A 26,023-nucleotide genomic window follows, 5' to 3' on the forward strand; every position below is an offset into this window, starting at 1 on the left:
AAGTTACAGGAGATGAGAGTTTGATGCAAAAAGTTACGGCTATCCTGCTTGGCGCAGGCGATCGCGGCGCGCGGGCTTATGCGCCATATGCGCTGAATTATCCGCACGAGCTGCAAATTGTGGCAGTCGCTGAGCCAGATGAAGAACGGCGCGCTGCATTTACTTCCGCCCATCACATTGCACCGGAGCGCTCGGTCGAGAACTGGGAGCTTCTGCTGGCACAGCCGAAAATCGCGGATATCGCCATTATTTGTACGCAGGATCAAATGCATTACCATCCCACATTACAAGCGCTGGAGCTTGGTTACCATGTGCTGCTTGAGAAGCCGATGTCGCCAAGTCCGGAAGAATGCGTGGAAATGGAGCTCATGGCGAAGAAGCACAACAGGCTGCTGACGATTTGCCACGTCCTGCGTTACACAGCCTTCTGGACAGCGATGAAGCGGGTAATTGACGAAGGCAAGATCGGGCAAATCGTCAACATTCAGTTGAACGAAAATGTAGGTAATATGCATATGGCTCACAGCTTTGTGCGGGGGAATTGGAACAATGCCGAGAAGTCTTCGCCTATGATTTTGGCAAAATCATGCCATGACATGGATATTTTGTCCTATATCATGGGCGAACCATGTGAGCGCATCACCTCATTCGGATCACTCATGCATTTCAATGAGGATCATGCTCCCGAGGGCGCGCCAGCGCGTTGTTTGGATGGCTGTCCGGCTGAATCGACCTGCCAGTATTATGCGCCCAAATATTATTTAGGCGCAGGCCGCCGCTGGTCGCGAAAGTTCACGATGGATACGAGCAATGAAGGAATCATTGAGGCGCTGCGGACGACGCCATACGGGAAGTGCGTGTATCGCAGCGAGAACAATGTCGTTGACCACCAAGTGGTCAATATGGAGTTTGCCAGCGGTGCGACCGCGATGTTCAGTATGTGCGGGTTTACGCGGGATAACACGAGAATATTGCAGATCATGGGTACGAAAGGCGATATTCGCGGCAACATGGAAGAGGACGAATTCACCGTTCATGACTTTGTGACGAATGAACAAACAACCGTACGCGTGCATGCCTCGGAAGAGGGGCACAGCGGTGGGGACTCGGGCATCGTGCGCAGCTTTTTAAACGAAGTCAGAACGTATAATGGCGGGGAAAGCAGCTCTTCCGCATCGGTTTCCGTGCGCAGCCATCTGATGTCGTTTGCAGCGGAAGAATCCCGTTTGAATGGCGGCAAGCCGGTAGCGATCGACGAGTTTTATAAACGGCTAGTAACCGTATAAAGAAAACGCAAGCGGCCAGAGCGAGTGGCTGCTTGCGTTTTTTTAGGAAGAAGGATAGTAAATGAGCGTTTTATAAATGGCTTTCCGATCAGACAGATTCGTATACGTATGCGGCCGATCGGCTGTGAAGTGGATCGCATCCCCAACTTTAAGGATGTAGCTCTCCTGGGCAATGGCAATTTGCAGCGTACCTTCCACCATCAGAATGTATTCTTCCACGCCTTCGTTATGGGGCTCAGAAGCATGGGTGCAGCCTTGCTCCATCTCGACGGTATAGATTTCAAAGTTTTTTTGCGGATGAAAAGGGAAAACGGGGTAGGCGCGATATTGTCCGTCCTCTTCGTCAAAGGAAGAAAGATCTTTGGCACGAACAACTGTAATCTTCGGTTCATCATCTTCGATCAAGCTCGTGAAGGAGATTTGTAATCCGCTGACGATTTTCCAAAGTACGGAGATGGTAGGGTTAGAATCTCCCCGCTCGATCTGCCCCAGCATCGCTTTGCTGACACCTGTCAATTCGGCAACCTGATCCAAGCTTAAGCCTCTTGTTTTACGTATGTTCAGCAGCTTTCTGCCGACCATTTTGTGTATCGGTTCATGCATGTTTGCGACTCCTTTTCGTCAATTTATGTCCGTAAAAAATGCCTATTTACAATATAACATACATTCGTGTACTATGGTATATATAGACAGTAAAACGCACGTATGTGTATTATATTGTATGTTTGTCCTAGGAGGAATATAAGATGGGTGCAACGATGATAGGGTTGGTTAAAGAACACCGGGGACCCGGTGCTACATTAAAAGAAGTTCCGGTTCCCACTTGCGGTGACGATGAAGTGCTCGTTCGCATTAAGGCGACTTCCATTTGCGGAACGGATTTGCACATATACAATTGGGATGCTTGGGCGGACAAAACGGTACTAACCCCAAATGTGTTCGGGCATGAGTTCGCGGGGATCGTCGTCGAGATCGGAGAGCGTGTAAGCGGGGTTAAGATCGGTGATCACGTATCGGCAGAAGGTCATATGATTTGCGGAAGCTGCAAAGCTTGCCGGACTGGAAATGGTCATGTTTGCCCGAATACCAAAAGCTTTGGAATTACAGCGCCCGGCTGTTTTGCCGAATATGCGGTTGTGAAAGCGAGCAACATTATTCATAATGCGCCTGAATTGCCTTTTGAAATTGCATGTTTGCAGGATCCTCTGGGAAATGCCGTGCAGACTGTTCTGTCCGGAGACATTGTGGGTAAAACAGTTGCTATTATCGGTGTTGGACCGATTGGCATGCTGGCCATCAAAGTTGCTAAAGCGTGCGGCGCCGGTGCGATCTATGCGGTGGACATCAATCCAAACCGGTTAAACATGGCCATGCAAATGGGAGCGGATGTTACGATAAATGCAATGGAAACGCGTACATCGGAAGAACTGCGCAAACTGACAGACGGAGAGGGCGTTGAGGTTGTCCTCGAAATGTCCGGAAATCCGACGGCGATTGCGGACGCGTTTGAGGCTGCGGCCAATGCCGGCCGAGTATCTTTGCTCGGTATTCCGACCAAGGAAGTCAGTTTGGATGTAACGAACCAGATTATTTTTAAAGGGTTGAAGGTTGAAGGTATCACGGGCCGGAAAATGTACCAAACTTGGTACCAAATGAAGGGTTTGCTAAATCAGCATCGGTTGGATCTTGCCTCGGTAATTACGCATAGATTCACGCTGGATCAGTATGAGGAAGCTTTCCGCTTAATGCAAGAGGGCCAATGCGGTAAAATTGTATTTACTCACTAAAAATAATACTTACGAAGCAAGTTTGTTCCACTAACTCTAAAGAGAATGCTTACGAAGCACCAACAATGAGGAGGGCGCACATGAATTACTTAAACGATTTGGCGGCTGATATTGAAGGCTGGAAGCGGGATGGACGTTACCGTACGATGAAGGTATGGGAAAGTGGATCGGATACCTGGATGAATTTGAACGGGAGAAAAATTCTCCAAATGTCTTCCAATAACTATTTGGGATTGACTCATCATCCGAAGCTGAAGGAAGCGGCTATTGCGGCCATCGAGAAATATGGCGTCGGCAGCGGATCGGTACGCACCATTACGGGTACGCTTGATATTCACGATCAGTTGGAGCTTGAGCTGGCGGCCTTTAAAGGCACGGAAGCGGCGCTCGTGTTTCAATCCGGTTTCACGACCAATCAAGGCGCTTTATCTTCGATTCTCGGTGCAGATGACGTCGTGATTAGCGATGAATTGAACCATGCCAGCATTATTGACGGGATACGTCTCACGAAGGCGGCTCGCAAAATTTTTGCCCACAAAGACATGAATCAACTGGAAGCGGTTCTTAAAGAAACGCAAAAGCATCGCAAACGCGTTGTCGTTACCGATGGCGTGTTCAGTATGGACGGCGATATTGCGCCGCTTCCTGACATTGTTCAATTGGCAGAAGCGTACGACGCCATCGTTTATGTCGATGATGCGCATGCGAGCGGCGTTCTAGGCAAAAACGGCAAAGGCTCAACAGACCACTTCGGACTTAATGGACGCGTTCATATTCAAATCGGTACATTGTCCAAAGCCATTGGCGCTGTTGGCGGTTATGTAGCGGGTGCGCAGCTGCTGAAAGAGCATTTGATTCATACAGCGAGACCGTTCTTGTTCAGCACATCGCAGACACCAGCCGTGGCAGCAACATGTCTGGCTGCGATTCAGGTGCTGCGTGAGAGTTCGGATCTAGTAACCAAGCTGTGGGACAACGCTAATGGATTCCGGAGTGAATTGCAGCGTTTGGGCTTCGATACGGGGGCCAGCGAAACGCCAATCATCCCGATCATTATCGGCGATCCAGCGCAAACGATGCGTTTCTCCGATCGCTTGCTGGAAGAAGGCGTATTCGCGCAAGGGATTGTCTATCCAACCGTTGCGATGGACAAAGGCCGCGTACGTCTAATCGTTACGGCACAGCATACGAAGGAAGATCTGGCCTTTGCGTTGAACTGCCTGCAGAAGGTTGGCAGGGAATTCGGACTGGTGTAAGTGAGTCTAGTACAGAAAGAACAGTGAAAATCAGAGAGCTGTCTCACAAGTAGTTGATTCTACTTGGGGGGCAGCTTTTTACTTTGTGATTAGCAGAGAAATCGAGCGTTTGGGGAACTACAGGGCGTTATATGAGCTGAATTCGCTGTTTTCAGTTTCCAAGCGGAACTACAGGGCCTTATTTGCCCTCGGACAACTGCAATACGGCTTATTTCAGCAAAATAACGGATCATAGTTCCCTCTGAGTAGTGCTAGGGCGGCCTTCAACATAAATAGAGGAACATAGTTCCCATTAACTCCTTGTCCTTATTATTAATAGTCTCCCGGGCTTGATTGGGAAATCACTCCCAACGGGCAGCTAGGACTCTACGAAAAGGGTTGTCTGAAGAGGGGGAGTGGGCTAACTATTTAGAAATATATAGGATCATTTGCTAAAATAAGAGAAGAGAGCAGCATTACTGTGATAGAAATGGCAGCGGAGGTAAACGGAAGACGGAATAATATAATCATTTAATAGAAGGGAGGATGTTTGTGAACAAATCAATAAAAATCGGCATTGCTCTCATAGCATCTGCGCTGTTGAGCACAGCCTGCACGGAGAAAAATCATTCAGTTCACACGACGGGAACCGTTGATAGTCAAACGAATGCAGCCAGAGCTTACACCATCCTTGCCGACAAGCTGCATACACCTTGGTCGATTCAGTTTGACGGGGATACGATCTATGTAAGTGAGCGTGAGGGCAATATTGTCAAAATCAAGGAAGGCTCGGTGACGCGTCAAAAGGTGCGGCTCCATAAACCGCTGAAAAATCAAGGAGAAGGCGGATTTCTAGGGCTTCAACTCGCCCCGGGTTTTCACGAATCTCGACAAGCCTATGCTTACCATACTTATGAAGAGGGCAGCAAGGTTCTCAATCGAGTCGTTCTCCTGCAGGAGAAAAACGGCGCATGGGAAGAGATTCAATCCTATCTCGAAGGGATTCCAGGCGCTTATACCCACAATGGGGGCCGGCTGGAGATCGGACCCGACCAAATGTTATACATCACAACCGGCGATGCCGGGAATGACAAGCTTGCTCAAGATGTGCAAAGTATCGCTGGCAAAATATTGCGCATGACCCTAGATGGCAAAGTGCCCAAAGACAACCCGTTCCCGGGGTCCTACGTGTATACTTACGGTCATCGGAATTCGCAAGGTATCGCGTGGGACAAGCAGGGTCGTATGTTCAACTCCGAACACGGACCTTCTGGAAACCCTGGCGGGCATGATGAGATAAACATGATTGAAAAAGGCCGCAATTACGGTTGGCCGGTCATAATAGGAAACTCTAAAAAGGACGGCATGATAAGTCCGCTGTATCAAACCGGAGATACCGCCATCGCTCCTTCGGGGATTACTATGGATGCAGAAGGGCAACTGCTGATCGCAACTTTGCGAGGCGAGAAGCTTTACAGGTACAATCCCGGTACAAATCTCTTAACAGCAAAGCTGGAAGGCGAAGGAAGACTCCGGGATGTCAAGGTTCACAATGGCAATATATATGTGGTTACGAACAATACGGACGGCAGAGGCAAGCCATCAGCTCATGATGACCGGCTGCTGATGCTTAAATAAGTCGGAAACAAAAAACCTAATCCGCTCAGCTGCCGCTGGAAGGATTAGGTTTGTTTGCGCCTGCACAGCTATGGTCAGGCGTATTTTTTGAAAACGAGTACAGCATTGTGGCCTCCGAAGCCGAAGGAACTCGATAAGCCGTAATGCAGATCCGCTTTTCTGGCCACGAGAGGCACATAGTCGAGATCGCAAGCTGGATCTGGATTTTCTAAATTAATGGTAGGCGGAATTAAGTTGTCTTGCAAAGTCTTAATCAGCGCCACAGCTTCTACGCCGCCAGCTGCACCAAGCATGTGCCCGAGCATGGATTTGTTTGCGGAGATCGGCACGTCATACGCGCGGCTGCCGAGCAGACGCTTGATGGCAAGCGTCTCCGACAGATCACCGGCGGGGGTGCTTGTCGCATGCGCGTTGATCGTGTCAAGCTCCTCCGCCGCAAGTCCCGCGTCGGCGAGCGCTTCGCGCATGGCTCGGTATGCGCCCAAGCCTTCAGGATCGGTCGCCACGATGTGGTAGGCGTCCGATGTTGAGCCATAGCCGATAAGCTCGGCATGGATGCGGGCCCCCCGGCGCTCGGCATGCTCGAGCGACTCCAACACGAGCACGCCGGCACCTTCGGCGGCGACGAAACCGTCGCGCTGCGCGTCGAACGGGCGGCTCGCCTGCTCCGGCGCATCGCACCGCGTCGACAAGGCCGTGGCATTGCCGAAGCCCGCCAGCGCGAGGTCGATGACCGTCGCTTCGGCGCCCCCGGCAATGACGGCGTCTGCGCCTCCGCGCTGGATCAGCTTAAAAGCCTCGCCAATGGCATTGTTGCCCGTGGCGCAGGCAGTGACCGGAGCGAGGGAAGGCCCTTTGGCTCCGACCAAAATGCTGACCTGCGCGGCCGCCATGTTGGCGATCATCATGGGCACGACGGTCGGACTAACGCGGCTGGGACCGCGGTTCAGCAGCGTGCGGTAGTTGTCCAGCATGGTATGAATCCCTCCGATGCCGGAGCCGATATAGACCCCGATTCGCTCTTCGTTGGTTGCGTCGATTTCTAGCGCAGCATCCTCCAGCGCCTGCTTGGCAGCGGCTACGGCAAATTGCGTGTAGCGATCCATGCGGCGTACATCGCGCCGTCCAACGGCCGCTTCCGCATCAAAGTCGCGAACCACTCCAGCGATACTGGTTTTATAATCGGTAACATCCATATGTGTTATTTTGGAGATACCGGATGTACCTCTAATGAGATTTCCCCAAAAAGTAGCTACCTCATTGCCGATGGGCGTAATGACGCCCATTCCTGTGACAACGACACGTTTCATGTATAACGCCTCCTAAATGTAACTTGCAAAAGTACTTCTTCAGCATCTTTTGTCATTAGAATGTCACAATAGTTATCCTATTACAAGTTACAGTTTATACTGGTATAATAACTTCTAGGATGCCATGTTTAGGAGGAAATAAACTGAATACGAAAGAACGGCTGCAAGCACTTTCCGAGTTTTTAAAAGTACATCGTGCAAAGTTGAAACCCAGTGATGCAGGGCTTCTCGGCGGCAGCCGCAGAAGAACGCCAGGACTGCGCAGGGAAGAAGTCGCGGCGATTGCCGGGGTAAGCACGACTTGGTATACCTGGTTAGAGCAGGGCAGAGAAATTAAAATGTCAGTCCAAGTGCTGGATAGTATCGCGACTGCACTGCAGTTGAACGAGGACGAACGGCAATATTTGTTCATGCTGGCGCTGGAGCAGCCGGGACCCACGACAATTATTGACCAAACCCCGACAGTGTCCCCAGCTTTGCTTCGAATTCTGGACGAGCTTTATGCTTGTCCCACCATCATTTCGGATCGCAGGTGCAATATTGTGGGCTGGAACCAAGCCGCGGCGGCCATATTTTTGGATTTTGCCATGATTCCGCTTGAAGAGCGAAATTTAATTTGGCTGCTTTTTACAAGAAAAGAATTAAAAGCATTGGCCGTCAACTGGCGGGAGTTTGCCATGGGGTTCTTGGCGATGTTTCGCTCCTATTACGGGCAGTATGTAGGTGATAATTGGTATAGTGAGTTTATTGAGCGGATTAGCGTGGAAAACCAGGATTTTCGAACTTTTTGGAATCAGAGCGATGTAAGCAGCGCGCCTGAAGTGTTCATTGAATTTCGGCACGCGAAAGTGGGGAAGCTGCTTTTTGATTTAACTACTTTGCAAGTGCAAGGCAGAGCAGATTTAAGATGCAGCGTGTATACACCGTCACCCGGTTCCGATACCGATTCTAAGGTAAAGCTGCTGATGAGCAAAATTTAGCACGGAGATATACAAAAAGCTGCCCCTCCGTCATCAACGATGACTTATGGGACAGCTCTAAACAGCTCTATTTTATGAATGAGACACCTTCTTGTCTTCACGTTCTAATGCTTTCTGCTGTTCTTTGGTGAAGGTGCAGCGCAGCTTGGCTAATCCGGTGTGTTCGTTGACGTAAATGATTCTTACAATGCCATGGATGGATTTCAGCTGTTTGGTCCATTCTCTTGGATCGAACATGAACATCAACTCCTTTTTGGAAACGCTTTACTCTATACTCCATCCTATGTGCATAGGACAAGTTTCATGCCTGAGGTATGGAAATGCTGAAAAAGTGGCATTATGGAAAGTAATGACATGATAATCGGCGGGTGGTTGTTGAAAATGGAAAAAGGTAATTCAGCAAGTTGTTCGTATTGCGATGCTGCAGCGACATTTCGGATCGGAAATGCCGAGTATGAACTTCACGCTTGCGACCGGCATGAAGATTCAGCGGTAAACGAATTTGATTTCGTGAGTGGAGAACAATCTTGGAGAACAATTTCAATGGCTTCTCACGGCTTTCCTGAGCGGGCGAGCGTTTAAACAGGAGGGATTCCCATTCGGTTATTTCATTTGAGCTACATTCTATTTTTTAGTGCTGTGCTTCTGGCGGGCATCATCGGAATCGCTTGGTTCGTTTTTCATCGCAGAAAAAGAAAAGCACGTTAATTTGCTTGGTTTACATGCCAAACAAGCAAGCAGAAGAACCTCCATTTTCCACATATTTAGTGGATCTGGGGGTTCTTTTGTATGTAGACCAGCGAACCATAAATTGACATAATGGAGATGGCCCAAGTAACATTAAGTTCAAATTCGAACGAAGAGGTCATTCATGCTAAAATATGCTGCGGCCATTGTCATTACGATCGTCTTAGGTTTAAGCTCCAGAAGGTACTCAAGTGAGCTCCCTGATGTTATTTCCGATAATGCCGGGGATATCCTCTGGGCAAGCATGGTTTATTTTGGTTTTAGATTTATTTTGTTGAAAAGAAAATTAGTGTGGGCAGTATGTTTGGGCATCATTTTTAGCTTTGGCATTGAATTTAGTCAGTTGTACCAAGCGCAATGGTTAGTGGAAATTAGAAGGACAGTCGTTGGATCGCTGATTCTTGGAAGAGGTTTTTTGACGATTGATTTATTTCGAAACGTCATAGGGATCGCCATTGCTTATGGCGTGGACAAGTATGGCTTTAAGCGCAGCATGAATACAACCCAGTTTTGGAGATGATGGTATGGAAATTGAGAAAGTCAGGAAAGAGCAAGCCTGGCAACTGCGGCATGAAGTGATGTGGCCAGAGCGGGATTTGTCCTATGTTCAGCTCGCGGATGACGAGAAGGGCGTGCATTACGGCCTTGTAGACGAGGGTACGCTTATATCCGTAGTCTCTTTATTCATAGATGGAGAGGACGCTCAGTTTCGCAAATTTGCTACAAGACGATCCGATCAGGGCAAGGGCTATGGAAGCCGCCTGTTGAGGTACATGCTTGAAGAGGCTTATCAAGCCGGGGTGAAGCGCATTTTTTGCAATGCGAGAAGCAACAAGGTTTCCTTTTATGAAAAATTTGGCCTAACAGTAACAGAATTGCAATTTACAAAAGGCGGAAAAGATTATGTCGTGATGGAACGTTTTTTCACGGCTGAACCTTGATTAAGCCAGGGACAGAAAGGGAAATGCTCATGTCGAACAAACTATACTACAACTCTGCTTACATTAGGGAATGGCAAACAACGATCAGTGGGATTTTGAATCGGGAAGACGGGTATTATGTCACTTTGGCGGAGACGGCTTTCTATCCGCATGGAGGCGGGCAGCCTTGTGATGTCGGGCGTATTAATGGCATTCCTGTACTGGATGTTAGTAGCGAAGGGGACACCGTGCTGCATAAACTGGCAATTTTACCGGATGAGGGGAATGCAACCTGCGAGGTGGAATGGGATCGGAGGTTCGATCACATGCAGCAGCATAGCGGACAGCATCTGTTATCGGCGGTATGCCGAGATCTCTATCAAGCTATGACCCTCTCTTTTCACTTGGGGACGGACTATGCCACCATTGACGTTGAATCGCCGGAACTATCCCCGATTCAACTGGCTGCGATTGAGAAAGAAGTGAATCAGCAAATCTACAATAACCACAGCATCACCAGTTATTTCGTTACGGAAGAAGAGATGGCCCGCTTGCCGCTTATCAAGCAGCCCAAAGTAACGGAGAACATTCGAATCGTTGAAATCAAGGATATTGAGTATAATGCATGCGGGGGCACCCATGTTTCGTCGACAGGTGAAATTGGGATGATCAAGCTGTTGAAAGCGGAAAAGCAGAAGGGGAATACGCGGATCTATTTTAAATGCGGATACCGTGCGCTGGAAGAGTTTAACGATAATCAGAAAATTTTAGGCACTTTGGCCCATAAATTTAACACGGGGAAAGATGGCATTATCGACCGGATTGAGAAATGGGAGCTCGAGCAAAAACAGCTTCAAGCCGAGCTGGCGGAATTGAAAGAGACTAACGAAGCTTATGTTGTACAAGAATTGTTGTCCAATCGCGAAGATGACCTGATTGCGCACGTGTTCGAAGACAAGTCCTTGAAAGATCTTCAGAGCCTGGCAAGCAGACTAACGGCACAAAGTAATCTCCCTGTGCTTCTTGCGACTCATAAGGAAAACAAAGTTGTACTCGCGAACAATGAACCTTCTTTATCCTGCGGAGCATTCTTCAAAACGAATTTGGGAGTCTATCAAGGAAAAGGCGGAGGGAGCGATAAGATCGCCCAAGCAGGGTTCCAGACCTGGGAGGACGCTTCAGCTTTCTATGCGTTTGCTAAACATCAGTTGAATATCCGGTCGTAAAAAGAAACAGGCAGTTGATCCATCATGGATCTGCTGCCTGTTTGTTGATTGCAATAATCCCTCATCCTGAAGATGAGGGGCAATTTAAATAACTAACACGGTCGGAAAGGGAAAAAAGGTCTTGTATCTATTAAAGCAATAGCTAAGAGATCAAACAGCACGAGCGGTAAAATAAAGGGCAGAAAAGAGACTTGCGCCTGCTTTCCGTTTCTTATCGGTTTTAAATATACTTTATTGTTGTCTACTCTCACAATGGTCCCTTTGTAAGTCCCGTGCGTCGTTTTAATCATTACTTGGCGGTTGAGGTACGTTTTGCAAATGCGATAGGAGTCCGTCTTTTTCATCATGAATACCTCCTTTCTATCAGTCTTAATCTAGTATATGTTCGTCCCATAGAACTAGTGCGTGTAAAGTGCCTACATCAGACCTGGGACGACGCCTCAGCTTTCTAAGCGGTTGCCAAACATCCGTTGAATATCCGTTCGTAAAAAGAAACAGGCAGTCGATCCATCATGGATCTGCTGCCTGTTTGTTGTTTGTAAAAATCCCTCATCCCACTTCTTCATCGCTAAGTAATGTTTGCACGATATTCGTAAATGGGGTAATCTCTAGTAGATTCGTACAATTTGCGTTGTGCGACATATTTCTACGAAATTCATAGTTTTCTTACTTTATTTTCACTTGTATTATAGTTAATATTACCCATAAGTACAATATATTTCGTTTTTCAGCTAGATTGGCATTCCTAATATATGTTCTTTCAGACAATCTTCGACATAATCCGGGGCTGCTTTTTGGATTTGCTGAACGGTATGCAGGTATCTTTGAGTTGTATTGATATGCGTATGGCCTAGAGACTCTTGAACCTGCTGTAACGATGCACCCCGAAGTAGCGCCAGTGTAGCATTCGTATGTCTGAGCCAATGAGGTGTTACTTTTTTGTTTACGTTCCAATGTTTTCTGGCCTTCTGAATAATTTTTTCGACAGCTCTTACAGACAAGGGGAACATTCTGAGTTCTTGTTCTTTATCCGATATTTGCAATTTAAAAGAATATTCGTTAAGCAGCTTCCATAATAGCTGAGGCACTTTAACCTCACGTTCTTTTCCGCCTTTGCCGCATACGGTCAGCCAAATTGACGTTTCCGCGGGATCTGTGTGAAAATCCCCCCATTTCATCGCTATTAATTCCGATACCCTCAAACCAAGCAGCGCAAGCGTCAGTCCGATTAAATAATCGCGCATGCCCTGCTGCTTCAACTGTTCAATAAGCAAAATGAGCTCGCTGGTCGTTAAATAATGATTTTTACTCGTTATCGTTACCTTAGGCGTACGAACGGAACTTGTCGGATTCATGGCGAAAATCCCAATGTTGGGATCGCTTCCCCATTTGTATAACGAACGGATGGGTGCTATATGGATGGCAACCGTGGCCGGTGCCTGAGACTGATTGTTCTTGCTGAACAGACCTTGCATCAAACCCAATTTGTATGCTTCAATTTCCCTCCATGTTACTTCTCTAAGCGTCTTGTTACCGATAAACGAGCGGAACTTGTTAACCGCATTTTTATAATTTCGAATGGTGAATTCGGATCGATGATACGCGGAAAGGAACATGGCAAGGATCTGGTCGTCTGAGTAATTGTTGTTTTCGGTTGAAGCGGCAAGTGTGGTCTGTACGATCTGTGTGCTCATTTTTACCTCCTCGAATTGGTCGCACAACGCAAATTGTACGAACTTCATATTAACACAAAATTTCAGGGAAATGAGGGGTAGCGAACCGTATGTTGGAAATGAATTGTGTTCAGCCGAACGAAGCTGTTTGCAAACATCTGACCGTTCTTAAAAGTAAAGATGTGCTAACTTACGAGCACAGCTTAAGAGTGGGCCAGATCGCTATTTATTTAGCGGATCATCTCCAGTTTAGCGAACTGGAGCAGTCGAGGCTGGTCAGCGGCTGTTATCTGCACGATATCGGTAAATTATATGTCCCGGACGAGATTCTAAATAAACCGGGCAGCTTGAACGATGACGAATGGGAAATGATGAAGCTGCATACGGTCCAAGGCGCACAAATGCTGCGGTCCGATGGAGCAATGGATCTCGAAATCGTTAACACGGCAGCTTATCATCATGAGCGTTGGAATGGAGAAGGTTACCCGTATGGCATGCAGGGCGATGCGATCCCGGAGCTAGCCCGCTTTTGTTCCGTCATCGACTCTCTGGACTGCATGCTTTCCGATCGGCCTTACCGTAAAGGGATGCAGCTTTACGAAGCGAAGCGGGAGCTGCTCCTGCAATCCGGCGAACAGTTTGACACATATGTCGTCAATGCTGTGCTTAGTCTTCCAGATGAATGCTTGAAAATATCAAACTCAGCTCTTAAATATTACTAAAATATCGGTTACTTCATAAGGGGCGCGTGTTGGGAATGAAATTATCAGTCTCTCAAAAACTGTACGGCGGATTTTTTATCGTACTCATATTGCTTGTTGGTATCGTCACGATTAGCTACACCCAAATGAAAGATGTAGATGACTCTTATAGCGATTTAATTGATAACCGTGCCAAAAAAGTAAGCATGGCTAAGGATTTGCTTCTTGCCGTTAAAGAAGAGCAGGTAAGTATACGAAGTTACCTGCTGACCGCCGATGAGAAATATACGGCAAAGCTGGAAACCGCCAAAGCAAAGTACAAGCAAGTCAGCGGAATATACAATAAAATGGTGGATACGGCGCAGGGCCGCGATTCCATTAATCAAATGGACCAGCTCGAAATGCAATATAACCAGACGGCAGGCCAAGCGATGCGGCTGAAGCAGCAGGGGAATACGGAAGAAGCAGTTAAAATCGCCGAAACGCAGGCAGCGCCATTGGTTGAAAAGATGGTGCAGACGGGCGAAAGTCTGATTGAAACGCAGCAAAATTTGCTGGATCAGGGAAGTAGCGATAACTCGAAGCAATTAGCATCCACATTAAGCTGGCTGCTGATCATCGGCATTTGCGCGATCGGAGCCGGCAGCGTAGTTGCATTCTATATCAGCCGTCAAATTTCTATACCGATCATGTCCGTCGCCAGAGCTGCGGATAAAATTGCGAACGGCGATTTGACCGATGTTCAACTAAACGTCAAAAACCGCGACGAAATCGGACAAATGGCCGCTGCTTTTAATAAGATGGCCGATAATTTACGCCATATGATAGGCTCGGTCTTAAGTTCGGCGCAGAGCTTATCTTCCGCTTCTGAGCAAATTTCCGCGAGTACCGAAGAGATTGCCAGCGGAAGCTCCAATCAGGCGAATTCCGCTCAAACGATGAACGAGCTGTTCAAGGAGCTGTCTTTCGCTATCAATTCCGTTGCCAGAGGCGCGGAGCAGGCAGCGGAATTATCGAATAAAACGATGTCTCTCGCCCAGGAAGGAAGCAAGGTGCTTGGCGCTTCGATTGAAGGCATGCTGCAGGCCAATGAGCAGATGTCGAGGCTGGAGCAGGACTCCAATACAATCGGGGAAATTATTGAAGTCATCGACGATATTGCCGATCAGACGAATTTGCTGGCATTAAATGCGGCCATCGAGGCAGCAAGAGCGGGTGATCAGGGCAGAGGGTTTGCCGTCGTGGCGGCTGAAGTCCGCAAGCTGGCCGAACGGAGCAGCGAAGCAACCAAGCAAATTACCGCAATTATTAAGGGCATGCAGCAAAATACGAAACTAAGCATAACCGCTGTTAATACCGGGGTCGCTTCCTCGCAAAAGACGGGCGAATCGTTCGAGCGGATTGTCACGATGGTGAATGAATCCGCCTATAAGGTGACGGAAATCGCCGCCGCCAGTGAAGAGCAGGCCGCTCAAACAACGGAGGTGCTGATTGCAATCGAGACGATATCAGCAGCTACCGAGGAAACGGCGGCCAGCAGCCAGGAAACCGCCGCCGCGGCACAATCGTTGGCTGTGCTTGCAGAGGAATTAAACAGCCTTGTCGATGTGTTCAAAATATAAGCATAATACGACAAATCCGATCTTATCTGGCTATGCAATCCTAGCGGATAAGGTCGGATTTTTTTAGTAGATAAGAAAGTGTAAGTTTTATACTTTTGCTTTGCATCTACCTTGACAAACGCGATCGTCCTAAAATGACGACGAAGTCGTTTATCCTTGTGAAACGCACAGGTTTCCGAAAGCAGAAGAGTCAAGTTGGATGAAGATCAGCTGGAAGAAAGAACCAATAAGCATTTTCATTCATAAATGTTATAATCAACTAGCAATTCATCACACTATCATGACAGGGCTAAGGAAGAGTAGATCGATATGTTAAAAATGGCAAAATCTAAAAGGATAAAAAGCTCTTTAAAAGTGACAATTATCTATCTGTTAGCTGGCAGTCTATGGGTTATTTTTTCTGATAGACTAATCGCTGCTCTAAACGTTTCTGAAGCTCTTACCCTAAATTCATCAAAGGGACTTTTTTATGTGGTCATAACAGCGTTTATCCTTTATTTTTGTTTAAGCCGATTGAAAAAGGAGCTTATTGAGAGCGAGGAACGTTATCGTATATTAGTCGAACATTCGCCAGAGCCAATCATTGTTCACAGCGATGGGAACATCGTCTTCATGAACCCTGCCGGCGCAAGAATGCTTGGCGCGAATTGTCCTGAGGCGCTTATCGGACAGCCTGTTATGAATTTCGTTCATCCTGACTTTGTGAACATTTCGCAGGTGCGAATGAGGCAAATTACGGTGGATAAGCAGCCTACGGAACCGATGGACCAGAAATTTCTGCGTATAGACCGGCGTATTATCGATGTTGAAGTGAGAGAAGTACCGATTGTCTTTCTGGGGGAGCCTGCCGTGCAGCTCTTATGCCGCGATATTACCGAGCGTAAACGTGCCCAATGTTTGCTGGAGGAGAGGGAACAGAGCTATAAGTCGCTTGTCGAGCATAACCCGGATGCTATTTTTACCTTAGACATAGAAGGAAATGTACTGACGGTTAATCCAGCTACTGAGAAAATTACCGGGTATGGAAGAGAAGAGTTTCAACAGCAGGCTTTTATTCCCTTCCTTCTTGAAGACGATCAAGAGAAAGCATGGCGCCAATTCGCTAAAGCGGTTGTGGGTGAGGCGAATGACACGGAACTTACACTTAGAAGCAAAACAGGGAAAAGCATGGATTTAAATTTAAAAATGGTTCCGATTATTATTAACGAAAAAATTGATGGCGTTTACGGCATTGCGAAAGACATCACGGAACGCAAACGAACGGAAGAAATGCTGCTTAAATCGGAGAAGCTTTCGATTGTAGGCCAGCTGGCGGCAGGCGTTGCCCATGAGATTCGTAATCCGTTGACTTCTCTCAGAGGCTTTGTGCAGCTTTTACAGTCTAAGATTGACAATTATCAACACTATTTTGATATTATGTTATCAGAGTTAGATCGCATAAATGATATTGTGAGCGAGTTTATGGTGATTGCCAAACCGCAAGTTGTGAAGTATGAGATGAAGGATGTCAGAAAAATCGTTGATGATGTCATCTCGCTGCTTGACACACAAGCCATCCTGAATAGTGTACAAATTCATACGGAAATTGGCTCCGAGATTCCTTTGATAAAATGCGAAGAAAATCAATTAAAACAGGTGTTTATTAATATTCTTAAAAATGCCATAGAAGCGATGCCAGACGGAGGAAATGTCGTTATTGCATTGGAAACGGACGAAAATCAAGTCAAAATTCGTTTCACTGACGAGGGCTGTGGAATCTCGGAAGAGCGAATAGCGATATTAGGAGAACCCTTCTATACAACGAAAGAAAAAGGGACCGGTCTTGGCTTAATGGTATGTCACAAAATTGTAGAAGCGCACAGAGGAAGCCTGGAAATCAAAAGCGTCATTGATCAGGGAACAACGGTTGAACTGCATTTGCCGGTTGACAGCGGAAGTTAACTGGAATAAGGAAAATGGAAGGACTGCTCTTTAGTAGGTTGACTACTAGGGGGCGGTCCTGTTTTTGTTTCACCGGTTGATCTGCCGTGGAGCAATTTACAAAATCAACAGATGTATTTGATATCGCACAAACAAAACAACAATAAAATACAATAAAATACTCAATAAAACAACAATTAATTGATTGTTAAAATGTTTTTAAGTTGTTTTATTGTGAGGGGGGATGCCGATATCGAGTGATTCTGATTCGTGCACGATAACTCATTGCCAGTCCGGATTAGCCGAGAGTTTCAAGCAACAAATCAAAATTCACTTTTAAAGGAGGATTTATTTTGTTAAATGCCAAGAAATTCATATCCGCAGTGATGGCATGCACCATCGCCTGTTCAGTTGTGTATGCTGCTGGAGCGGGTTATGCCCCGGTCGCTATTGCCGCAGAGGCGGTCGGCATACCCATCGCTTCTGTACCTGCCGGCCGTTATGAACAATCCGTCCGTGTTTCGCTTAGCAGCGTAACTACAGGTGCTGTCATCTACTATACTCTGGATGGCACCATGCCTGACGAAACCAGCCTTGCCTACAACGGAACGCCAATCGTCCTCACGGATTCAACGAACATCTCGGTTATCGCCTCGAAAGACGGTGTTTGGAGTAAACCAGCTACATACGGCTATATCATCAAGACAACCGAAAAGCCGCTACTGAAATTCGCAGCTATGTCGGATATTCATATAGGTCCAGGCACAGATGAAGATGATGCGAAAACTCGCGCAAGGTATGCGAGCAATTTCGATGTGATTTCCTCCATCTTCCCCAAACCGGATGCCATCCTTATCGCTGGCGACCTCATCAATGACAACGGAGATGGGAAAGGGCCGCATCATACTTTTGTTCGCAGCGTTTTCGAGGAACAAATGGCAAGAAAAGGATGGTCGGACATGCCTGTACAGATTGCCATCGGCAACCATGACGCCAGCGTTGCTGAAGTGAAAAAGTATTATCCTGCCGATTGGTTTACGAGCCAGTTGAACGGCTATTACGAGAAGACGATCGGAGACTATTCATTTTTCTTTTTGAATGGAAACAATTATAACAGCGATACAGGACAAAGAAATTGGCTGAAGGGCCGGCTCGCAGCGCTGACAGCCGATCCGGCGAATCTTAACAAGCCGATCTTCGTCACGTTGCATCATCCAGTTGCAAATACGGTTATGGACGGTCAGCAATCCTCTAATCTAAATCTGTACACGGATCTGAAGGATTATCCGCAAGTTATTGTTCTATCCGGCCACTCGCATCTGAATATTAACGATGACAGGTCCATTTATCAGAAAGACTTTACTTCGGTCAATCTAGGGTCCATGTCGTACATTGAGACAGAGCACGGAAATTCAGCCGTAACAGAAGAAGGCTTAGTGGACGGACGGTTCGAATTTCCTGTTAGCCAATCTCAGTTCATTGAGGTCTATAAGGATCGCGTAGAGATTGAGCGAGTAGAGTATAACGGCGATCAAGGCTCCATTTATATAGGAGGAAAATGGCAAGGAGCCGGTGCCGGGCCACCGTACACGAGCGCTGGCGCATTAGCGGGCAAAAAATGGGTTGTAAAGCTGCAAGGAAATTCGAATGATGAAATTAAAAACATCTTTACGTATACAACAGGCAACCGTAACAAAACGGCGCCTCAATTTCCTGCGAATCCCGAAATCCAGATGCAACCGGGAGCGAATAACGTGCCGGTCCTCTCGTTCAGGCAAGCCAAGGACGATCAGTCCATGCATCATTACGAGATCAAAGTGATGAACAAGCGAACAGGCGAAATCGCCAAATCATACAGCGTGTTGTCAGATTACTATTTTTCGCCGATTCCGAACAAAATGAATATTCCTATGGCAGGACTCAATCCGGCAACCTCCTACGTCGTGACCGTTACGGCCGTGGATGCCTACGGAAACAAAAGTTCAGCTTTACAGACATTATTTAAGACCGACGGCACGGCGCCGGAATTGACGCCGATCGACCCCAGTACGATGTGGAATCAGCTCGTGACCGACATGAGGTTTGACGATAATCTGGTTGACAACGCCTCAGGGGTAACAGGTCTGGCCTCCAGTATCGGGAATGTCTCCTTCGTCGAAGGCAAATCCGGGAAAGCCGCAAGCATTGCGGCCGGCAATGGCAATTATATCGATCTGGGCAACAGACCCGACTTCAATTTCGGCAACGGCAGCTTTACCGTGTCGTTCTGGCATACGGGTAATTTGGCAGGGGATCAGACGGTCATTTCCAATAAAAACTGGGCTTCAGGCAAGAATGCCGGTTGGTATATCGGCCCTGCGACTGCGAACAATATGACGCTTAATATGGCGGACGGCACGAACCGCATTGATTACTCCGCTACCGGTGTGGGAACAGAGTGGCACCTCTTCACAATAGCGGTCGACAGGGCTGCCAAGACAGCCACAACTTATGTGGACGGCGCCCAGAAAGCAACAAAGGACATATCCGTTCTAGGCAGCTCCAGCATGGACACTCCTTATCACATTATTATCGGCGCAGACGGCAATAAAGGCTATGGCGGAGCAACCGTTACGATGGACGATTTAAAAATATGGAAGCGTGCCTTAACCCCTACAGAAGCCAAGGCACTGTCTGATTCATACGTGTCGTCAACTTTGTACACATTCGATCAGTTGTCAGCTAAAGTCCATGAGGCAGAACAATTTGTGGCGAAAGTTGCGGCAACGACGGGAATGTCTGTTCCAGTGCAAGCGAAAAATGAATTAGATGCCAGGCTCTCTGCTGCAAAAGCTTTGACAGCAAGCAGCGATGCGCCGTCAATCGATCAAGCCTATCTTGATTTGATGTGGGCCTTGCAAAACTCCAAGGACAACGTTGTCTACGCGTTCATTCCGAAAACGGCGTTCACGATTAACTCCTTCAGCTCTTATGCGGACAATGAGAGCGCATTTGCAAGCAACATTTTGGACGGACAGGATACGACGATTTGGCATTCCAAATGGGAAGCTCCCGCTGCTCCTTTTCCACATACGGTCATTATTGACATGGCAACAACCTATAAGCTTAACGGCATTCAAAGAAAGAGCCGGCTCAGTCAAACCGCGATGGAATTCCCTAAGACATTCGAATTATACGCTTCTGATCAACTGGCTGACTTAAGCGATTCTTCCTACTTGAGCGATTCGGCGAATAAGGCTTCAGGCACATTCGGCAAGACTTGGACAGGGACGCTATATAAGGACTATGTTTCTCTAGACAAGACCGTGCAAGGCCGTTATGTGAAATTTGTAGTGACAGGAACCTACAATACAGATACATCGAAAACATTTACTTCTATGAGCGAAATTGATTTTACCGGCGAGGACGTGGATACTCCCGTCAATCCATCGGTTCCAACCTCAGACCTGAGCGGAGTCAATACCGTACTAGCAGGTCAATCCTTTGAAGTAACTTACGGGCTCAGAAATGTAACGGATAGTACGTATCAGAACATTTATGCGCAGGATCTGACACTCAATTATGATTCAGCAAAGTTGGATCTGATTTCGATTACTTCCGCGAAGCCTGGATTTGGAGTCGTTTCCAAAAAAGAAGAGGCGCCTGGCCGCGTTCGAATTCTGGCTGCCAGCCAGGGAGCGGATCATGCCGTCCATCCTAATGAAGACGTTTTGAAATTCTCCTTCACTGCCAAGACTATGACCCAAGATACGAATACAACAGTGTCCGTGAATAAGGTTGTTATCGCGAATAGCTTGGGTGGCGAATTGCAAGTAATCGGAGCTTCGCATGATGTGTTGGTTAAGGAACAGCTGATCATCCGCATTCCTGGAGACTTGAACGGAGACGGACGTATCAGCATTGGAGACTTGGCTATCGTAGCGGCAGCTTATGGCAAGAATGCTTCCGATTCGGACTGGAGTCAATATCAGCTGGCTGATTACAACCATGACAACAAAATTGATATACTTGATCTTGCGGCAATCGCAAGTCTGATTCTAGAGTAATAAAGGAGTATGAGAGAGGGACGGCTATTGAGCCGTCCCTCTCTTCTGCAAGTTGCTGCTGTCATTCGTGCTCATGCGTGGGCACATCTGCAGCGGCTTTTTGTCGTGCGCGAAAACGGCGCACTTTCATTAGATTGCCGCACATCTTGTCGTCGCAGTATTTCTTGGAGCGATTGCGCGTTTCATCGACATACACCCACAAGCAGTTCGGATTATCGCAGATGCGAATCCGTGACGGCTCGCCTGAAGCGATCATTTGTGCCATGGAAGAGGCGATTTCAGCTCCAATTTGCGGCCATCGCCGATCTTGAGCATACCACTCCAAGCGATAGCCTTCCTCATTCTTTGCCAGTCGGCGAATAACCGATCCTTGCGCCATAAGGGAATTGAGGGCTGCGATATCTTTTTCGTCAGGCAAGGAATTTGCTGTAAACTGTGTCACGATCCGATGCAAGAGTGTCCTTAATTCCTTCAAGGCAAGCAATTCCTGCGGAGTAGGAGGCTCTTCTACGGATAGATGATGGTTTTGCAGCCACTGGTTCAGCCATTTAGGATTGTCCAGCCGGTCATCAATGGCACCGTCGCCTCTCCAATCATGATGCAAGCTATTTATAAAATCATCCCAGAGCATAGTACGTATCCTCATTCTTTTTTTACAGCTAGTGTAACACCTTAAAATAAAGTTAGCTAGTTACTTGACCCTCATACCATTTCATGGTAAATTAATTTTGTAACTTGTTAAAGTTGTTTTGGTGGTTACACAAACAAATGTAGGAGGATGTATAATGAACAAAATCGAGCTATTGCTTCACGGCTGGGACAGCTGCTATGAGAAGGAAGACTGGTATCCGCCGCTTACGGACGCACTCAAAGGCTTGACTGTTGAGCAAGCCAACTGGCGGCCTGCCGGCGAGCACGTCAATACGATTTGGGAAACTGTTCATCATTTGATTTTTTATAAAGAGCGTTTGCTGTATAGAATGACTGGCCAAGAAACCGAATATCCGGATTCGACCAACGACGATACGTTTGTTGTAGAGGATTCCTCAAGTGAAGCTTGGGAAGAAACGCTGGCTCGCTTGCAAGCCGTTCATCAAGGCATACGTGAACGCATGGCGAGGTGGGAAGAGAGCGATTTTGAGCATATTTACCCGAATCGAATGCACCCCTCTGGAAGCTGGGTGAACAGTCTCATCCTGCACGACGCTTATCATACGGGCCAAATCATGCTCATCCGCAAGCTGCAGGGATCTTGGCCATCCCGTCGCTTTTTTGACTAACCAATACCTGTGCTCGGCTCAACGATTAAGTTGGCCAGGGCACAGGTTTTTTCTTTTGCGAAAAAAGCGGTAACAAAAAGGGATTAGAACATTTATTTCGAAATAGAGAAATACCCGATTCTAAGGAGGCTTCATTTCGTTATGAATTCCGAAAATCAATTGCCCAAATCCTCTCCGGAAGAGAAGGGGATCAATGGAAGTAAATTGCAGCTAGCTTTCCGGCTGCTGGATCATGAAGTGAAAGCCGGCAATATTCCTGGTGGCGTGGCACTCGTTGGCCGGAATCATGCCATAGTTGGAACCTATGCGGCAGGATATTCCATTGTTTCTGATCAAACGAAGCTGCAGGTGACGGAAGATACGATTTATGATTGTGCCTCCTTGACTAAAGTGATGGCGACACTGCCGCTAATTTTACAGCTCATCGAACGCGGCGAGCTTCGGCTTAGGGATCACATCTCCCGATATTTCCCCCAGTTCTCGGCGAATGGGAAGGATGATGTGACGGTGATGCATTTGCTGACTCACACTTCCGGGTTTAAGAACTATAAAGATTTGCATTCACATGGTTGGACGCCGGAGCAGATCAAGGCAGCCGTACTAGGAGAAAGCTTGACCTACCCTTGCGGCGCTGGCTATATGTACAGTGATATCAATTATATTATTCTGGGTGAATTGGCTGCGCTGCTGTATCGTTTGCCGCTTGATGAGGCGGCGCGCCGTTATGTATTCGATCCGCTTGGGATGCGCGATACGGGTTATCGCCCTGCTACGGCGTTGCAGCCGCGAATCGCAGCTACCGAGTTCATGAACGGCGCCTACCGCTGGGGCGAGGTGCACGATGAGAATGCGTGGGCGATGGGCGGCGTCAGCGGTCATGCGGGAGTATTCTCGACGGCGGAAGATGTGGCGAAATATGCGGCTATGTGGCTTAGCAACGGGCAGCTCGCCGCTGGCGGCCATGTGCTTTCAAGCGCATCTATTGCGGCAGCGACGCGCAATTATACGGAAGGTATGGCGAGTGCAAACCGCGGACTAGGTTGGGTACGGAAGGGTGATGCTTGGGACGCTTCCGGCGATTTGTTTTCGCCACAGAGCTATGGCCACACGGGCTTTACGGGGACTAGCGTATGGCTGGACCCGGAGAGAAGCGTTTTTGCGGTGCTGCTGACCAACCGGGTGCACTTTGGACGTGAGAAGTCCGTTGTGCGGCTGCGGGATTGCTTTCATAATGCGGTTGCCGCATCCATTGAATGTTAGGGGGAAATTATGCAAGATCAATTCGAGGAGCTGCTAAGCAATTATTTTCAGCAACCGATCTATGAAATCGAAACTGTGCCATTTGGACTGACCAATGTAACTAGAATAGTAAAAATAAATGGTGAGAACTATATCCTCCGGATTTACAATCTTCATACCAAACATATAGAAAGCATCGAATTGGAATCAAAGATTACAACATTTTTAAGTCAAGGCTCTCTTTCCTTTCAAGTACCTGTTTTCATTCCAACACGAACAGGAGATAGGTTTGTACGATTATCTGACGGGTCGTTAGGTGCTGTTGTATCCTATCTAGATGGAAGTATTCATCACATTTCAAACATAGAGGATGCAGCCGAAATTGGACGTGTTGCCGGCGAAATCACGCACGCACTTCGTCAATGCGACATAAATCAGCTCAATTATAGCGGAATATCATTTTCGGATATGTACAGGCTTCACCCTTTAGCTAATCGCCAGGCAATAGCAGCTTTTATGGAAAATCCTTCGTTTCACATCCCTGAATCGAGTTTGGATTTTTATCACGAAATGGTCGTATCGATCGATATGAACGCTTGCAAATTGAAAGAGCTGCCCGTTCAGCTTGTACATCATGATTTATTAATCTTCAATTTGTTGTCCCAAAACAATCGGATTTGCGGAGTTCTGGATTTTGACTTCCTATCCCTCGACACCAGCTTTATGGAGTTTACGATTTGCCTGAATCATATTCTTCAAATGACGGATGGTTCTATGGAAATGGCGGAAGCTTTTGTTAAGAGCTATTCCGTTTACCGGAAACACACCCTTCTAGAATTAGAACAATTGCAGAATCTGACTCAAGTGTATCATCTTGCTGTCCTGCATATTTATGTCGGTCAGCATAATGCAGGCGTAGACATTGAACAAAACTTCAACTACATTCTCAAGCAGTTCATAACCAGAAATGAATGGTTGAACAAGCATCGTATAGAAGTACAACAGATGCTCGTGTATTACTTGGTGGAGTAAGGGAACTTCAGGGCGCTATTTTTCCAAAAACAGCCTTTTTGAGTGATGAGAGGGAACTATGGTCCGCTATTTCACCACTCTGGACACCTATTTGGACAATAGAGGTGAAATAAGTCCCTGCAGTTCCCTCAAACCCACGAATTATCACTTTTCCTTGAAATAAGGGAATGGAATTCCCTTATTCAGGCGGGGCATTCATCTGAGTCATATCTTACGGAATGAAGGTGCAGAAAGAAATGAGTACGCTAACTAGAGCAATTTTGCTTGCAGCTAAAGCGCATGACGGTCAAACCGATAAGGGTGGAAACCCATACATTCTACATCCGATCCGGTTAGCGAGCAGAGCGAAAACGACGGAGGAGTCCATTGTAGCCGTTTTGCACGATGTCGTAGAGGATTCCAATGTGACGTTGTTTGACTTGAAAAATGAAGGGTTCAGCTTGAACGTCATTGAAGCTCTGGATTGTTTGACAAGGAGAGCGGATGAAACGTATGAAGGATTTATCAAGCGAATCAAAGTTAATCCGCTTGCATCGAAAGTAAAGCTCCTGGATCTCGAGGATAATTGCGATTTAAGCCGAATTCCGCAGCCTACTGATGCTGACTATGCGAGAATCGATACATATAAAAAAGCCATTGCCGAGTTAAAGTTTTAAAATAGGCATTTGTCACGCATCCATTTCAATCGAATAGTATGATTGCATACATGTGATAACGATTGGAGTGAAAACGGTGACAGACCCCTATGTGGAGTACAAGAGACCGGATCTTCAATATTTCTTTGATCTGAACACAAACCGCTTAAAGACCAGAAACGCAGAGAATTTCATTAATCGGCTAGGACGGGATAATTTAAATACGCTAGGCAACGTTTCGCTGCTTGATATTTATTTGAGCAGGGGACGTGTCGTGGAACCGCACTATCATCAAAATGCGTCTGAGCTGGTGTATTGCATAGCGGGTTCAGCCATGGTCTCTCTCATTAACCCGTTTACGAATCAACTTACAACGGTTACCATTACACCCGGCCAAGTCGCGAATATCCCGCAAGGCTGGTGGCATTGGGAAGTAGCGTTAGAGGATCAAACGCATTTGCTCGCCATCTTTGATGCTCCTTATCCGGAGTATATTTTCGGGTCCGACCTTCTGACCAAAACGCCGATTGAAGTACTTGCACACACGTATTGCTTAGACCCTGCTCTGTTGAGGAAAGCGCTGGAACCTCTCCATAACGAGACCATCGTTATCGGGCCGACGGATGAGTGCTTGCAGAAATCGACACAACAGCAGCAACAACAGCAGGTGAATGCGCATCATTATTACCCGCAAGGACAATATTACTACGGGCATCCGAATTACTGAGTAAAGCCAAAAGAAGAGC

The 26,023-nt window shown here is 47.2% G+C and carries 24 protein-coding genes; 18 read left to right on the top strand and 6 right to left on the bottom strand.

Features of this window, described 5'->3' with window-relative positions; translation table 11 throughout:
- Window positions 1-23: 23 nt before the first annotated feature.
- Window positions 24-1,286 carry a Gfo/Idh/MocA family protein gene (locus GC097_RS19405; protein ID WP_171685193.1) on the top strand — a complete coding sequence of 421 codons (1,263 nt, stop codon included), beginning with the start codon at window positions 24-26 and terminating at the stop codon, window positions 1,284-1,286.
- A 42-nt stretch (window positions 1,287-1,328) separates the two neighbouring features.
- Here the strand turns inward: GC097_RS19405 and GC097_RS19410 are convergent, their stop codons facing one another.
- On the bottom strand, window positions 1,329-1,889 hold the full coding sequence (locus GC097_RS19410; protein WP_171684961.1) for a helix-turn-helix domain-containing protein: 561 nt from the start codon (window positions 1,887-1,889) through the stop codon (window positions 1,329-1,331).
- A gap of 143 nt (window positions 1,890-2,032) precedes the next feature.
- On the opposite strand from GC097_RS19410, the gene tdh reads away from it, so the two are divergent.
- From tdh to GC097_RS19425, 3 genes are all read left to right on the top strand, one after another.
- Entirely contained in the window at window positions 2,033-3,073 is a 1,041-nt protein-coding gene (gene tdh, locus GC097_RS19415; protein ID WP_171684962.1) for an L-threonine 3-dehydrogenase, read from the top strand.
- An 80-nt stretch (window positions 3,074-3,153) separates the two neighbouring features.
- Window positions 3,154-4,329: a glycine C-acetyltransferase gene (locus tag GC097_RS19420; protein ID WP_171684963.1), complete on the top strand. Its 1,176-nt coding sequence runs from the start codon at window positions 3,154-3,156 to the stop codon at window positions 4,327-4,329.
- A 531-nt stretch (window positions 4,330-4,860) separates the two neighbouring features.
- Window positions 4,861-5,946: a PQQ-dependent sugar dehydrogenase gene (locus GC097_RS19425; protein WP_312875703.1), complete on the top strand. Its 1,086-nt coding sequence runs from the start codon at window positions 4,861-4,863 to the stop codon at window positions 5,944-5,946.
- Window positions 5,947-6,020: 74 nt separating this feature from the next.
- Here the strand turns inward: GC097_RS19425 and fabF are convergent, their stop codons facing one another.
- Window positions 6,021-7,256: a beta-ketoacyl-ACP synthase II gene (gene fabF, locus GC097_RS19430; protein WP_171684965.1), complete on the bottom strand. Its 1,236-nt coding sequence runs from the start codon at window positions 7,254-7,256 to the stop codon at window positions 6,021-6,023.
- A 119-nt stretch (window positions 7,257-7,375) separates the two neighbouring features.
- Between fabF and GC097_RS19435 the strand changes: the two genes are divergently transcribed.
- A complete protein-coding gene (locus GC097_RS19435; protein ID WP_376768407.1) occupies window positions 7,376-8,236 on the top strand; it encodes a helix-turn-helix transcriptional regulator in 861 nt (286 codons plus the stop codon).
- A 72-nt stretch (window positions 8,237-8,308) separates the two neighbouring features.
- On the opposite strand, the gene GC097_RS19440 is transcribed toward GC097_RS19435, so the two are convergent.
- Entirely contained in the window at window positions 8,309-8,473 is a 165-nt protein-coding gene (locus GC097_RS19440; RefSeq protein WP_171684966.1) for a hypothetical protein, read from the bottom strand.
- Window positions 8,474-8,590: 117 nt separating this feature from the next.
- On the opposite strand from GC097_RS19440, the gene GC097_RS19445 reads away from it, so the two are divergent.
- The 4 genes from GC097_RS19445 (at window position 8,591) to GC097_RS19460 (ending at window position 11,129) form a co-directional block, all read left to right on the top strand.
- Window positions 8,591-8,818, top strand: a complete 228-nt coding sequence (locus GC097_RS19445; RefSeq protein ID WP_171684967.1) for a hypothetical protein — start codon at window positions 8,591-8,593, stop codon at window positions 8,816-8,818.
- Between the two features lie 289 nt (window positions 8,819-9,107).
- The gene (locus tag GC097_RS19450) at window positions 9,108-9,503 is read left to right on the top strand and encodes a ribosomal maturation YjgA family protein (protein WP_171684968.1); all 396 of its coding nucleotides are present in this window, start codon (window positions 9,108-9,110) and stop codon (window positions 9,501-9,503) included.
- A 4-nt stretch (window positions 9,504-9,507) separates the two neighbouring features.
- The gene (locus tag GC097_RS19455; RefSeq protein ID WP_171684969.1) at window positions 9,508-9,924 is read left to right on the top strand and encodes a GNAT family N-acetyltransferase; all 417 of its coding nucleotides are present in this window, start codon (window positions 9,508-9,510) and stop codon (window positions 9,922-9,924) included.
- Window positions 9,925-9,953: 29 nt separating this feature from the next.
- Entirely contained in the window at window positions 9,954-11,129 is a 1,176-nt protein-coding gene (locus GC097_RS19460) for an alanyl-tRNA editing protein (protein WP_171684970.1), read from the top strand.
- Between the two features lie 92 nt (window positions 11,130-11,221).
- Here the strand turns inward: GC097_RS19460 and GC097_RS19465 are convergent, their stop codons facing one another.
- Both GC097_RS19465 and GC097_RS19470 read right to left on the bottom strand, forming a co-directional pair.
- A complete protein-coding gene (locus tag GC097_RS19465; RefSeq protein ID WP_171684971.1) occupies window positions 11,222-11,473 on the bottom strand; it encodes a hypothetical protein in 252 nt (83 codons plus the stop codon).
- Between the two features lie 387 nt (window positions 11,474-11,860).
- On the bottom strand, window positions 11,861-12,823 hold the full coding sequence (locus tag GC097_RS19470) for a tyrosine-type recombinase/integrase (protein ID WP_246294348.1): 963 nt from the start codon (window positions 12,821-12,823) through the stop codon (window positions 11,861-11,863).
- Between the two features lie 98 nt (window positions 12,824-12,921).
- On the opposite strand from GC097_RS19470, the gene GC097_RS19475 reads away from it, so the two are divergent.
- The 4 genes from GC097_RS19475 to GC097_RS19490 all read left to right on the top strand — a co-directional run bounded on the left by GC097_RS19475 (window position 12,922) and on the right by GC097_RS19490 (window position 21,091).
- The gene (locus GC097_RS19475; RefSeq protein WP_171684973.1) at window positions 12,922-13,524 is read left to right on the top strand and encodes an HD-GYP domain-containing protein; all 603 of its coding nucleotides are present in this window, start codon (window positions 12,922-12,924) and stop codon (window positions 13,522-13,524) included.
- 35 nt (window positions 13,525-13,559) lie between these two features.
- Entirely contained in the window at window positions 13,560-15,125 is a 1,566-nt protein-coding gene (locus GC097_RS19480) for a methyl-accepting chemotaxis protein (RefSeq protein WP_246294349.1), read from the top strand.
- 513 nt (window positions 15,126-15,638) lie between these two features.
- Window positions 15,639-17,066: a PAS domain-containing sensor histidine kinase gene (locus GC097_RS19485; RefSeq protein ID WP_171684974.1), complete on the top strand. Its 1,428-nt coding sequence runs from the start codon at window positions 15,639-15,641 to the stop codon at window positions 17,064-17,066.
- A gap of 332 nt (window positions 17,067-17,398) precedes the next feature.
- A complete protein-coding gene (locus tag GC097_RS19490) occupies window positions 17,399-21,091 on the top strand; it encodes a LamG-like jellyroll fold domain-containing protein (RefSeq protein ID WP_171684975.1) in 3,693 nt (1,230 codons plus the stop codon).
- A gap of 61 nt (window positions 21,092-21,152) precedes the next feature.
- On the opposite strand, the gene GC097_RS19495 is transcribed toward GC097_RS19490, so the two are convergent.
- The gene (locus GC097_RS19495) at window positions 21,153-21,722 is read right to left on the bottom strand and encodes a CGNR zinc finger domain-containing protein (protein ID WP_171684976.1); all 570 of its coding nucleotides are present in this window, start codon (window positions 21,720-21,722) and stop codon (window positions 21,153-21,155) included.
- Window positions 21,723-21,876: 154 nt separating this feature from the next.
- Between GC097_RS19495 and GC097_RS19500 the strand changes: the two genes are divergently transcribed.
- The 5 genes from GC097_RS19500 to GC097_RS19520 all read left to right on the top strand — a co-directional run bounded on the left by GC097_RS19500 (window position 21,877) and on the right by GC097_RS19520 (window position 26,004).
- Window positions 21,877-22,371 carry a DinB family protein gene (locus GC097_RS19500; protein WP_171684977.1) on the top strand — a complete coding sequence of 165 codons (495 nt, stop codon included), beginning with the start codon at window positions 21,877-21,879 and terminating at the stop codon, window positions 22,369-22,371.
- 141 nt (window positions 22,372-22,512) lie between these two features.
- Complete coding sequence (locus GC097_RS19505; RefSeq protein WP_171684978.1) at window positions 22,513-23,631, top strand: serine hydrolase domain-containing protein; 1,119 nt, start codon at window positions 22,513-22,515, stop codon at window positions 23,629-23,631.
- 9 nt (window positions 23,632-23,640) lie between these two features.
- Window positions 23,641-24,642 (top strand): phosphotransferase enzyme family protein, encoded by a 1,002-nt coding sequence (locus tag GC097_RS19510; protein WP_171684979.1) that lies wholly within the window; start codon window positions 23,641-23,643, stop codon window positions 24,640-24,642.
- 236 nt (window positions 24,643-24,878) lie between these two features.
- Window positions 24,879-25,298 carry a GTP pyrophosphokinase gene (locus GC097_RS19515; protein WP_171684980.1) on the top strand — a complete coding sequence of 140 codons (420 nt, stop codon included), beginning with the start codon at window positions 24,879-24,881 and terminating at the stop codon, window positions 25,296-25,298.
- Window positions 25,299-25,350: 52 nt separating this feature from the next.
- Complete coding sequence (locus tag GC097_RS19520) at window positions 25,351-26,004, top strand: cupin domain-containing protein (protein WP_376768408.1); 654 nt, start codon at window positions 25,351-25,353, stop codon at window positions 26,002-26,004.
- Window positions 26,005-26,023 lie beyond the last annotated feature (19 nt).

The sequence above is a fragment of the Paenibacillus planticolens genome, assembly GCF_013141725.1.
Classification (GTDB): domain Bacteria; phylum Bacillota; class Bacilli; order Paenibacillales; family NBRC-103111; genus Paenibacillus_E; species Paenibacillus_E planticolens.

What these genes read in the sequence shown, in the direction of transcription:
- GC097_RS19405 (WP_171685193.1), top strand. Translation starts at nt 24, where the DNA reads ATGCAAAAAGTTACGGCTATCCTGCTTGGCGCAGGCGATCGCGGCGCG.
- GC097_RS19410 (WP_171684961.1), bottom strand. Translation starts at nt 1,889, where the DNA reads ATGCATGAACCGATACACAAAATGGTCGGCAGAAAGCTGCTGAACATA.
- tdh (WP_171684962.1), top strand. Translation starts at nt 2,033, where the DNA reads ATGGGTGCAACGATGATAGGGTTGGTTAAAGAACACCGGGGACCCGGT.
- GC097_RS19420 (WP_171684963.1), top strand. Translation starts at nt 3,154, where the DNA reads ATGAATTACTTAAACGATTTGGCGGCTGATATTGAAGGCTGGAAGCGG.
- fabF (WP_171684965.1), bottom strand. Translation starts at nt 7,256, where the DNA reads ATGAAACGTGTCGTTGTCACAGGAATGGGCGTCATTACGCCCATCGGC.
- GC097_RS19435 (WP_376768407.1), top strand. Translation starts at nt 7,376, where the DNA reads ATGCCATGTTTAGGAGGAAATAAACTGAATACGAAAGAACGGCTGCAA.
- GC097_RS19440 (WP_171684966.1), bottom strand. Translation starts at nt 8,473, where the DNA reads ATGTTCGATCCAAGAGAATGGACCAAACAGCTGAAATCCATCCATGGC.
- GC097_RS19445 (WP_171684967.1), top strand. Translation starts at nt 8,591, where the DNA reads ATGATAATCGGCGGGTGGTTGTTGAAAATGGAAAAAGGTAATTCAGCA.
- GC097_RS19450 (WP_171684968.1), top strand. Translation starts at nt 9,108, where the DNA reads ATGCTAAAATATGCTGCGGCCATTGTCATTACGATCGTCTTAGGTTTA.
- GC097_RS19455 (WP_171684969.1), top strand. Translation starts at nt 9,508, where the DNA reads ATGGAAATTGAGAAAGTCAGGAAAGAGCAAGCCTGGCAACTGCGGCAT.
- GC097_RS19460 (WP_171684970.1), top strand. Translation starts at nt 9,954, where the DNA reads ATGTCGAACAAACTATACTACAACTCTGCTTACATTAGGGAATGGCAA.
- GC097_RS19465 (WP_171684971.1), bottom strand. Translation starts at nt 11,473, where the DNA reads ATGAAAAAGACGGACTCCTATCGCATTTGCAAAACGTACCTCAACCGC.
- GC097_RS19470 (WP_246294348.1), bottom strand. Translation starts at nt 12,823, where the DNA reads ATGAGCACACAGATCGTACAGACCACACTTGCCGCTTCAACCGAAAAC.
- GC097_RS19475 (WP_171684973.1), top strand. Translation starts at nt 12,922, where the DNA reads ATGAATTGTGTTCAGCCGAACGAAGCTGTTTGCAAACATCTGACCGTT.
- GC097_RS19480 (WP_246294349.1), top strand. Translation starts at nt 13,560, where the DNA reads ATGAAATTATCAGTCTCTCAAAAACTGTACGGCGGATTTTTTATCGTA.
- GC097_RS19495 (WP_171684976.1), bottom strand. Translation starts at nt 21,722, where the DNA reads ATGCTCTGGGATGATTTTATAAATAGCTTGCATCATGATTGGAGAGGC.
- GC097_RS19500 (WP_171684977.1), top strand. Translation starts at nt 21,877, where the DNA reads ATGAACAAAATCGAGCTATTGCTTCACGGCTGGGACAGCTGCTATGAG.
- GC097_RS19505 (WP_171684978.1), top strand. Translation starts at nt 22,513, where the DNA reads ATGAATTCCGAAAATCAATTGCCCAAATCCTCTCCGGAAGAGAAGGGG.
- GC097_RS19510 (WP_171684979.1), top strand. Translation starts at nt 23,641, where the DNA reads ATGCAAGATCAATTCGAGGAGCTGCTAAGCAATTATTTTCAGCAACCG.
- GC097_RS19515 (WP_171684980.1), top strand. Translation starts at nt 24,879, where the DNA reads ATGAGTACGCTAACTAGAGCAATTTTGCTTGCAGCTAAAGCGCATGAC.